The 11,201-nt window shown below is 68.9% G+C and carries 6 protein-coding genes; 5 read left to right on the top strand and 1 reads right to left on the bottom strand.

Annotation, left to right across the window (positions count from 1 at the left end; all coding sequences use genetic code 11):
• Positions 1 to 23: 23 nt before the first annotated feature.
• Complete coding sequence (locus tag H0B43_RS33865; RefSeq protein ID WP_185723965.1) at positions 24 to 641, bottom strand: hypothetical protein; 618 nt, start codon at positions 639 to 641, stop codon at positions 24 to 26.
• Positions 642 to 846: 205 nt separating this feature from the next.
• Between H0B43_RS33865 and H0B43_RS33870 the strand changes: the two genes are divergently transcribed.
• From H0B43_RS33870 to H0B43_RS33890, 5 genes are all read left to right on the top strand, one after another.
• Positions 847 to 1,353 (top strand): FxsA family protein, encoded by a 507-nt coding sequence (locus tag H0B43_RS33870; protein WP_185723964.1) that lies wholly within the window; start codon positions 847 to 849, stop codon positions 1,351 to 1,353.
• 12 nt (positions 1,354 to 1,365) lie between these two features.
• Entirely contained in the window at positions 1,366 to 2,970 is a 1,605-nt protein-coding gene (locus H0B43_RS33875; RefSeq protein WP_185723963.1) for an amidohydrolase, read from the top strand.
• Entirely contained in the window at positions 2,960 to 4,663 is a 1,704-nt protein-coding gene (lnt, locus tag H0B43_RS33880) for an apolipoprotein N-acyltransferase (RefSeq protein WP_185723962.1), read from the top strand. Before H0B43_RS33875 ends, lnt begins: the two co-directional genes overlap by 11 nt.
• Positions 4,590 to 5,372: a polyprenol monophosphomannose synthase gene (locus tag H0B43_RS33885; RefSeq protein WP_185723961.1), complete on the top strand. Its 783-nt coding sequence runs from the start codon at positions 4,590 to 4,592 to the stop codon at positions 5,370 to 5,372. Before lnt ends, H0B43_RS33885 begins: the two co-directional genes overlap by 74 nt.
• A 271-nt stretch (positions 5,373 to 5,643) precedes the next feature.
• Positions 5,644 to 11,199: a non-ribosomal peptide synthetase gene (locus tag H0B43_RS33890; protein WP_312037631.1), complete on the top strand. Its 5,556-nt coding sequence runs from the start codon at positions 5,644 to 5,646 to the stop codon at positions 11,197 to 11,199.
• Positions 11,200 to 11,201 lie beyond the last annotated feature (2 nt).

Consider the following 11,201-nt stretch of genomic DNA (forward strand, 5'->3'; position numbering starts at 1 on the left):
GCGGGTGGGGAAGCGGTCTACCGTCAAACGGTGAAGGTCCCGACCGTCGGGACCACCGTGCACGTGACGGCGTCGGGGTATCCGACCGTGCCGAACACGGTGGCGAGGACGGTGCCCTTGCCGGTGTCGACGATCTTCGACAGCAGCGGGGTGTTCAGGATCGGCAGCTTGTCGTCGAGCTTGACGATCCCGCCCTGGAACGTGGAGAGGTTGATCCAGGCCACGCTGAGGTCGGACGACTGCGGGATCGCCACATAGCCCGGGATGGCCTGGAATCGCAGCTGGTTGGCGGTGATCTGCGGGAAGAAGTTCGGTCCGCCCTGGGCGCTCGCCAGGGTGACCGTCGCGGGATTGTCGGCGACGCCGCACCCGAGTGTGGGGGACGGGTACATGAAGTCCTGCGGTGTGGTGAGTCCGACTTCGAGCACGTCCTTCGGAATGAAGACGCTGGCTCCGAGCAGGGCGTCCACCGCGGCGGAGGCGGCCGGGGAGACCTCGGTGGCCAGCGCCTGCAGTTCGGCGGCACCCTTCGCGAAGTCGGCGACCGGTGCCGCGGAGGCCGGTCCCGAGGTCAGCATGCCGAACGCTGCTGCGGACGCGAGAACGATTGCGGCTCGGCGGAAGACGGTGGAACGAGTCATATCGGCTCCTCGTTGTGCGCGGGATCGGAAGACCCCCATCGCAGTGAACTGCACCATGGCCAGAGTCTCAATGTCAACTTGAGGGTTAGATCGTGAGCGCTTCGATATCTGCAGGCGGGAGAAAAACGACGCCGTCGAACGTTGAAACGTTCAGACGGTTGATCCACAGACCCTCGATGAACCGGGCCGTCCGAAAGGGGGCGTCATGTACGCCGCACTGTTCCTGCTGTACGTAGTGGTGGAGATCGCCGCGCTCGTCGTCGTCGGTCATGCCATCGGCGTGCTGTGGACCGTGCTCCTGCTGCTCGGAGGCACACTGGTCGGAGTGCTGCTGATGCGTTCGCAGTGGCGTCGGGTGATGGACGGCCTCCGCCGTGCCGCGCGCGGGGACGGCTCGCCCGGAGCCGCGGTCGCCGACGGCGCGCTCGTCGCACTCGGGTCCGCCTTGATGTTCGTTCCGGGCCTGGTCACGTCGGTGCTCGGGCTGTTGTTCCTCACGCCCCCCACGCGCTGGATGCTTCGGCCCGTCGTGGTCCTCCTGGCAGGCAGGCGCGCCGCAACCGTCGCTGCCGGTGCCGAGGCGTTCGCACGCGCACCCCGCGGCGGTCGCGGCGAGGTCATCGAAGGCGAAGTAGTCGACGAGGTATTCGAGGGTGAAGTGATCGACGAGCGGCCCCGAACCCCGACCCGTGATCCCCACGTCCTGCCCTAACAGGCAGACTGGTTGCCCGTGACTACACAACTGCTGGTCGGCGGCCGAATCTACAGTTCCTTTGCTCCAGACGCCACGTCGATGGCAGTGACCGACGGTGTCGTGTCGTGGGTCGGCGACGACCGCGCGGCCCGCGCACTGCACCCCGACGCGGAGGTGACCGACCTCGGCGGTGCCTTCGTCAGCCCCGCATTCGTCGACACCCACGTGCATGTCACGGCTCTCGGCTTGAACATCGTGGGTCTCGACCTGGTCGGTGTCGGCTCGCTCCGCGAATGCCTGGACCGGCTCGCGTCGTTCGCCCGCACCCACGCCGACGCCGTCATCTGGGGGCACGGCTGGGACGAGTCGGTGTGGCCGGAAGAAACCGGTCCGACCACCGCGCAAGTCGACGAGGCCGCACCCGGGCGCACCGTGTATCTGTCCCGCATCGACGTCCACTCGGCCGTGTGCTCGACCGCGCTTCGCAGGTTGGTCGCGGATCTGAGCGACACCGCCGGATTCTCGTCGGACGGGCCACTGACGTTCGAGGCGCACCACGCCGCCCGAACCGTCGCACGGTCACTGCTGACGGCCCAGCAGCGGTCCGCCGCCCGCATCGCTGCCCTCGACACCATCGCCTCCCGCGGCATCGTCGCGGTGCACGAGTGCGGCGGACCCGACATCGCCGGGCTCGACGACTTCCGTGAACTCCTGTCCACCCCGCACGGCGTCGAGGTCCGCGGCTACTGGGGCCAAGCGGTGACCGACGCCGACGAGGCCCGGAAGGTGCTGGACGTCACCGGCGCCCACGCACTGGGCGGCGACCTGTTCATCGACGGATCCCTCGGGTCGCACACCGCGTGGCTCAGCGCACCCTATGCGGATCGGGACGGCGCCACCGGCAAGAGCTACCTCGGCGTCGACGAAATCGCCGCGCATGTCCGCGCCTGCACGATCGCCAAGATCCAGGCCGGGTTCCACGTCATCGGTGACGCCGCCGTCCGGGCCGCCGTCGACGCGTTCGGCGTCGTCGCCGACGAGCTGGGCGGTCCCGCGGTCGCGGCGGCCGGGCACCGGCTCGAACACGCCGAGATGATGACCGGCGAGGACGCCGCGCGGCTGGCGCAGTGGGGTGTGATCGCCAGCGTCCAGCCCGCGTTCGACGCGCTGTGGGGTGGGCCGGACGGCCTCTACGCGCAGCGCCTCGGAACCGAGCGCGCCCTGACCCTCAACCCGTTCGCCGGGGCCGCGTCCGCAGGGGTGTCGCTGGCCCTGAGCTCGGACGCGCCGGTCACCCCGGTCGAACCCTGGGCGATGCTCCGCGCGGCGGTCAACCACCGCACACCGGGCAGCGGCATCTCCCCGCGGGCGGCGTTCTCGGCCGCCACGCGCGGTGCGTGGCGCGCCGGCGGGGTCCGCGACGGTCTCGCCGGAACCCTCGACCCGGGCGCGCCGGCCTCCTACGCCGTGTGGGATGCGGGTGAACTCGTCGTCAGTGCTCCCAAGGACTCCGTGCAGCGGTGGTCGACCGACCCCCGGTCCCGGGTGCCGGCCCTGCCGCGTCTCGAGGACGATGCGCCCACACCGGTGCTGCTGCGTTCGGTGCACCGGGGGAGCGTCGTCCATGAGCGGTAACGCGATGACGCGCTGGACCACCGGCAAACGCGGGGTGCTGGTGCGCTCCGCCTTGTCGGTGGCCGCGGGATACCTCGTGTTCGCCGGGTTCCCGCCCCGGCCGCTCTGGTTCCTCGCGCCCGTCGGCATCGCCCTGCTGACGCTGGTCCTCACCGGCGGCGGTGGTGCGGCACCGCGACTGCGCGCGGGCTTCGGCTACGGCTACCTCGCGGGACTCGGCTTCCTCGTCCCACTGCTGCCGTGGATCGGGGTGTTCGTCGGAGCCCTCCCGTGGCTTGCGCTCGCGGCGGTCGAGTCGCTGTTCATCGGACTGTTCGGAATGCTCGCGGTGCTCGTGTCCCGGCTGCGCTGGGCACCGTTGTGGATCGCCGCGTGCTGGTCGCTCACCGAATGGCTCCGCTCCAGTGTGCCGTTCGGCGGTTTCCCGTGGGGTCGGCTCGCGTTCGGCCAATCGGAGGGCTGGTTCCTGCCGCTCGCCAGCATCGGCGGCTCCCCGCTGCTCAGTTTCGCGATCGCGTTGACCGGTGCCGGGATCGCGTCGGTCGCCGTGACGGTGCGGGCCCGGGCGGGCGGCGCCGAGAACTGGATGCGTCCCCTGGCCGGGGGACTGGTTGCCGCCCTCGCCGCGACGGTCGTCTCGCTCGCGCTGTGGCCGACGCTGCCGGGTACGGACTCGGGCGACCGGACCGTCACCGTCGCCGCCATCCAGGGCAGCGTCCCCAAACTCGGACTCGACTTCAACGACCAACGCAAACGCGTCCTCGACAACCACGTCAACCGCACCCTCCAACTGGCGGCCGACGTCGCGTCGGGCGCGGCGCCGCAACCCGACCTCGTGATCTGGCCGGAGAACGCCTCGGATATCGATCCGCTGCGCAATGCCGACGCCGCCGCCGACATCACGCGGGCGTCCGAGGCGATCGGTGCACCCATCCTGGTGGGGACGGTGCTCGTGAACTCCGACCGCACCACCACCAACTCGGTGATCGTGTGGGACGGCGAGGCGGGACCGCAGGAACGGCACGACAAGAAGATCATCCAGCCGTTCGGCGAGTACCTGCCGTATCGCGGGTTCTTCCGGCACTTCTCCTCGTACGCCGACCGGGCAGGCAACTTCGTTCCCGGCGACGGGGACGGTGTCGTCCACGCGAACGGCATCGCGGTGGGTGTCGCGACCTGCTACGAGGTGGCCTTCGACCGGGCGTTCGAGCAGTCGGTGGGCAGCGGCGCGGAACTGCTCGCCGTCCCCACCAACAACGCCACGTTCGGGGACACCGAGATGACGTACCAGCAGCTCGCGATGTCGAAGGTGCGGGCGGTGGAGCACGGACGAGCCGTCGTCGTGGCAGCGACCAGCGGTGTGAGCGCGATCATCGCCCCCGATGGATCCACGGTGCAGGAAACACCGCTTTTCGTGCCCGCTGCCCTGGTGTCGCAGGTGCCGCTGCGCACCGGTATTACGCTGGCAAGTCGGCTCGGCCCGATTCCGGAGGTGCTCCTCTGCCTCGGCGCCGTCGCTGCCGTCGCCTTCGCCGTGGTGCGACGACGACGAGAAGTTCGCACATCGATTCAGGGCAGTACCGAGAAGGCGCCGGCGGTTGCCGGCAGGGAGGATCCTCATGACATCGGAGACCGAATCCGGGCAGAGCGGGGCACCGAGCGCACGGACTCTGGTGATCATTCCGACGTATGACGAGCGGGAGAATCTCGGCCTGATCGTCGGACGCCTGCACGCGGCCCTTCCCGAGGCGCACGTTCTCGTCGTCGACGACGGCAGCCCCGACGGCACCGGCGATGTCGCGGACGCCCTCGCGTCGAACGACGAGGCCCGCCGCATCCACGTGATGCACCGCACGGAGAAGAACGGCCTCGGCGCCGCCTACATCGCCGGTTTCCGCTGGGGCCTGGACCGCGACTACTCCGTCCTCGTCGAGATGGACGCCGACGGCAGCCACGCGCCCGAGCAGTTGCATCGTCTCCTCGACCAGGTCGATGCGGGCGCCGACCTCGTCCTCGGTTCGCGGTACGTGCCGGGCGGCACGGTGGTGAACTGGCCGAAGCATCGCGAGTGGCTCTCGCGGGGCGGCAACATCTACTCGCGGTTGGCGCTGGGCGTGAAGATCAAGGACATCACCGGCGGTTACCGCGCATACCGCCGTGAGGTGCTCGAGAAGCTCGACCTCGGTGCGGTGGAGTCGCACGGGTATTGCTTCCAGGTCGACCTGGCCTGGCGGGCGATCCAGGAGGGCTTCATCGTGCGCGAGGTTCCCATCACGTTCACTGAGCGGGAGATCGGTGAATCGAAGATGAGCGGCGGCATCGTCCGCGAAGCGCTCCTCAAGGTCACTCAGTGGGGGTTGCGCAACCGCATCGCCAAGATCAGAGGTGTGGCGGGCCGATAGCACCCGGCACCAACCGCTGCCCCATTCCTTCCGCGGAAGGAGTGGGCAGTGCTGGGTAAGGTGCTTCGAAACATGGTGACCATGGGCAAAGACGCGGTCCGTCCACATTCTGGGACGCCCTGAAACGGTATGAACCGTACGTCCGATAGGAACCTGAAGCGTACTCCCGGGTAAGGTTCGGTAAATTCCCAGGTTCGCAGGTCACTATGAGTTTCTTGGGTGGCCGGTGGGTGCCCTGCCCACCGCCGGAGTGGGAAAGAGGACGAACAAGGTGGTCGAAGCTGTGCCGGGTGGTGACGTGACCGCCGCGAGTCGTATTCCGGACGGTGCATTCCCACTCTCCACCGCTCAGCGGGGGATGTGGTTCGCCCAGCAGCTCGATCCCGACGTGCCCGTCACCATCGCGCAGTGCGTGGAACTGGTGGGTGTCCTCGATGTGGCGTTGCTGTCGGAGTCGCTGATCACCGCCGGCCGCGAACTCGGCTCCGCCTTCCTCCGCCTCGTCGAGGTCGACGGAGTTCCCTATCAGCTGGTCGATCCGACCCTGGACGCGTCGGTCAGGTTCGTCGACCTGCAGCACGAGCCCGATCCGAGGGCGGCGGCCAAGGAGTGGATGCGGCAGGAGTACACCACTCCGCTCGACGTGTGCCGCGATCGGCTCGTCACCTCGGCGGTCCTGTGCACCGGGCCGGATCGTCATTACTGGTACAGCCGTGTCCACCACGTCGCGCTCGACGGCATGGGATCGATGACGCTCATCGACCGGACCACCCGGCTGTACACCGCGGCCGTCGAAGGGCGTGCCGCCGCCCCGTCCACGGCGGCCGCACTCACCGACGTCGCCCGGGTCGACGACGACTACCGGATCTCGCCGCGCTACCGCACCGACCAGGAGTACTGGTCCGCTCGGGTGTCCACGATCGGTGAACCGCACAGCCTCGTCGACCGCTCCGCACCCGCGCGGGCACGAAGCCGGACAACGGGCGGGCAGATCCCCGGCGCCCTCGTCGACCACCTCGAGGCCGCCACGGACAGGCACGATTCGTCGACGGCGTTCGAAATCGTCGCTGCGTTCGCCGCGTACCTGTCCCGGATGACCGGACGCGAAGAGGTCGCGGTCAGCCTGCCCGTCACCGCCCGCACCACCGCGCTGCTCCGCCGCTCCGGCGGCATGGTCTCCAATGTCGTCCCGCTGCGCCTGCACGTCCGCCCGGACATGACCAACGCCGAGCTGGTGGCGGCGGTCCGGCTAGAGGTCACCGCGGCGCTCCGCCACCAGCGCTACCCGCACATCGACATCCGGCGGGACGCGGCCACCGACCACCAGGGCTTCTACGGCCCCCTGATCAACGTCATGCTGTTCCACGACGAGATCACCCTCGGCGGCATCGTCGGCAGGCTCGAACTGCTGTCCACCGGACCGATCACCGACCTCGCGGTCAACGTCTATCACGGGGTTGCCGGCACCAGCCTCAACCTGGACCTCGAGGCCAACCCGGACCTGTACTCCGAAGACACCCTCCGCGCCCATCACACTCGCTTCACCCGGTTCCTCGGAGCGTTCCTCACCTCCGACACCGATGAACCTCGACGGGTCGGCGACCTCGGCATCCTCGACGACGACGAGAGCCGCACCCTCGTTCCCGCTACCGGCCGCGCCGGATTCGCACCGGTCACTCTGCCCGACCTGCTCGCGGGTGCCGTTCTCGGCAACCCTGACGGGGAGGCGCTCGTCGCACCCGGGCACGGCATCTCCGCCGACACCCTGAGTTACCGCGACCTGGACGAAACGTCGAACCGGATGGCGCGGTTACTGATCGACCTCCAGGTCGGCCCGGAGGTCATGGTGGCGGTGGCGTTGCCGCGGTCGCGCGAGTCGGTGTCGAGTGTGTGGGCGGTGGCGAAGGCGGGGGCGGCGTTCGTCCCGGTCGATCCGAGCTATCCGGCCGACCGCATCGCGTTCATGCTGGAGGATTGTGGTGCGCCTATCGGCATCACCACCGCCGCGCTGCGGGACGGGTTGCCGGAGTGCACGCACTGGATCGTCCTGGACGACGACGAGTTTCGGGCGGCCGCGGCCTCGTACCCGTCGGATGCCGTCACGGACGCCGATCGGACGCGGCCGTTGTCGGTCGACCATCCGGCGTATGTGATTTACACCTCAGGGTCGACGGGCAGGCCAAAGGGTGTGGCGGTCACGCATCGGGGTGTGGTGAATCTGGCGGCGGACGAGCGGGACCGTCTGGCGGTGTCGTCGGGTTCGCGGGTGTTGCATTTCGCGTCGCCGAGTTTCGATGCGTCGGTGTTCGAGCTGGTGATGGCGGTGTGTGCGGGTGCGACTCTGGTGGTGGCGCCGACCACGATTTACGGTGGCACCGAATTGGCGGAACTGATTGCCGAGCAGCGGGTGACGCATGCGTTCTGCACGCCGGCGGCACTGGCGTCACTCGATCACCGCGGTCTGGACCATCTGAAAACGGTGGTGGTTGCGGGTGACGTGTGTCCGCCGGAGTTGGTGGCGCGGTGGGCGCCGGGCCGGATCATGGTCAATGCGTACGGTCCGAGTGAGACGACGATCATGTCGTCCGCCACTGGACCGCTGGGACCCGGGCAGCCGGTGACCATCGGGTCACCGACCGTGGGTGTCGACCTCGTCGTCCTCGACCACCGGTTGCGTCCGGTCCCGGCCGGGGTGCGGGGCGAACTCTACGTCCTCGGGTCCAGCTTGGCTCGCGGGTATGTGCATTGGGCCGGGCTGACGGCGGAGCGGTTCGTGGCGAGTCCGTTCGGCACCGGCGAGCGGATGTACCGCACGGGTGACGTGGTCCGCTGGGTGACCGCCCCGGACGGGCCTCCGGTTCTGGAGTTTCTCGGCCGCAGTGATTTTCAGGTGAAGATCCGGGGGTTCCGGATCGAATTGGGCGAGATCGACGCCGCGCTGGCTGCGCATCCGGTGGTGGAGTTCGCGCACACGGTCGGATTCGACGACGGCACCGGCAGCCGGCTGGTGTCGTATGTGCTTCCCGCGCCCGGGGCGAACGTGGACACGCGTGTGCTGGCGGAGTTCGTGGGGGAGCGGTTGCCGGGGTACATGGTGCCGTCGTCGATCATGGTGTTGGATTCGCTGCCGCTGACCCCGGCGGGCAAACTCGACCGCAACGCCCTGCCCGCACCGGTATTCGCCGCACGCTCGGCCGACATCGTGCGCCCGCGAACGGTCACCGAGGAGATCCTCCTCGGGATCTTCCGCGACGTCCTCGGTCTCCCCGAACTGAGCGTCGACACCAGTTTCTTCGAACTCGGCGGCAACTCGCTGATGGCCACCCAGGTCGTGTCCCGAGTGAACGCCGCCCTCGGTGTGCGGATCGGGGTCCGGGACCTGTTCCAGTCGCCGTCGGTGTCGCACCTGGCGGTCGCGGCGTCGAACGCCGGCCCGCAGGCCGACTCGCGGCCGGTGCTGGAAGCGCGGGAACGCCCCGCCCGCGTGCCCCTCTCCGTTGCGCAGCAACGGATGTGGTTCCTCAACCAGTTCGACACGGCCTCGGCCGCCTACAACCTGCCGATTGCCCTGCGGCTCACCGGCGCTCTCGACCGGGAAGCCCTGCGAGCGGCGCTCGGCGATGTCCAGGAACGGCACGAGGCGCTGCGCACCGTCTTCCCCGACACCCCTGACGGACCTCACCAGCTGATCATGCCCGCCGTGAGCGTGCTGGCCGACACGGACCCGCTCGACGTCGACGCCCAGTCGCTCACCGCCGCCGTGACGGCCCTCGGTGGTGCCGGGTTCGACCTCACCACCGACACGCCGCTGCGCGCCGGGCTGTTCCGAGAGGCGTCCGACCGGCACGTTCTCGTCCTCGTGGTTCATCACATCGCCGCCGACGGCTGGTCCATGACGCCGCTGGCCGCCGACGTGATGGTCGCGTACGCGGCGCGCGTCGCCGGTCACGCGCCCACCTGGGCGCCCCTCCCGGTGCAGTACGCCGACTACACCCTCTGGCAGCGTGAACTACTGGGTTCGGAAGACGACCCGGACAGCCTGTCCGCGCGGCAGATCGCCCACTGGCAGTCGGCGCTCGCCGGAGTGCCCCAGATGCTCGAGCTGCCCACCGACAGGCCGCGGCCCGCCGAGATGTCGCATCGGGGCGGTCGCGTCGAATTCACGATCCCGGCCGAGGTCCACGGGCGTCTCGTCGATCTGGCACAGAGCACCGGCACCACGCTGTTCATGGTCACCCACACAGCCCTCGTGGTGCTGTTCCATCGCCTCGGCGCAGGAACGGACATCGTCATCGGCACCCCGGTCGCCGGACGCGGCGAGGAGGCGCTCGACGACCTGGTGGGCATGTTCGTCAACACTCTGGTGCTTCGTGCGACCGCCGAGCCGGGCGACACGTTCGAGGAGATTCTCGACCGTGTCCGCGACGCCGACCTTGCCGCGTTCTCCCACGCAGACGTCCCGTTCGAGCGACTCGTGGAGGTGCTCAGCCCCGACCGGTCCGCCGCGCGTCATCCGCTGTTCCAGGTCATGCTCTCGTTCCAGAACACCGCGCCGACCTCCGTCGCACTGCCGGGCCTCGAGGTCGCGGCGGCAGAAATCGATGTCCATGTTGCGAAATTCGACCTCCAGTTGACCGTCACCGAACGGTTCGGTGACGCGGGGACGCCGGGTGGTCTCGCGGCCGGCTTCGACTACGCCACCGATCTGTTCGACGAGTCGACCATCGCGTCGATGGCCGAGCGATTCGTGAACCTGTTGCGCTCGGTCGCGGCATCCTCCGCGACGGCAGTCGGTGATCTTCCCCTTCTCCACGCCGTCGAACGTGACCGTCTCCTCGGCACGTGGAACGACACCGAGCACCGCGTGCCTGCGATGTGTCTGCCCGAGCTGTTCGACGCGCAGGTTGCCCGCACACCGGATGCGGTGGCTGTGGTATTCGGAGACGTCACGCTGTCGTATTCCCAACTCGATTGCCGCGCAAACAGTCTGGCGCGGCATCTGATCGACCGAGGGGTGGGGCCCGAATCGCGTGTCGGGCTGGCGATGCGGCGCTCACCGGACCTGCTGGTGGGCATGTACGCAATCGTCAAGGCCGGCGGTGCCTACGTGCCGGTCGATCCCGATCACCCGACCGACCGGATCGGGTATGTGCTCGACTCCGCACAACCAGTCTGCGTGCTCACGACCTCCGCCGACCGCGGCGCACTGCCCGCGGGTTCGTCATTCGTCGAGATCGATCGGATCGCGCTGGATTCCTGTTCCGGCGAACCCGTCACCGACTCCGACCGACTGGCACCGCTCCGCCCGGACAACCCCGCATACGTCATCTACACCTCGGGCTCCACCGGGCGGCCCAAGGGGGTGTCGGTGCCGCACCGCGGGATCGTCAATCAGCTCCTGTGGATGCAGTCGGAATACGCGCTCACCGAGCGAGACGTGCTACTGCAGAAGACCGCAACCACATTCGACGTATCACTGTGGGGTTACTTCTGGCCGCTGCACACGGGCGCCACGATGGTGCTGGCCACCCCGGACGGTCACCGCGACCCCGAGTACCTCGCCCGGGTCATCGACGAGCACGGTGTCACGGTCACGGACTTCGTGCCCTCGATGCTCGACGCCTTCGTCGCGTCCGTGCCCACCACCTCGTGCGCCACCCTGCGGCACGTCTTCGTGATCGGGGAGGCGCTGCCGCCGGAGACCGTCACGCGGTTCCGGGCGCTGTCCGATGCCGGACTGCACAACCTGTACGGGACGTGCCGGGTGCATCACGTGTCGGTACTGTGGCCTCGCACGTCCGGTGCGACCTGGGCACGTCCTCGCTGATG

The organism is Rhodococcus sp. 4CII (genome assembly GCF_014256275.1).
Lineage (GTDB): Bacteria > Actinomycetota > Actinomycetes > Mycobacteriales > Mycobacteriaceae > Rhodococcus_F > Rhodococcus_F wratislaviensis_A.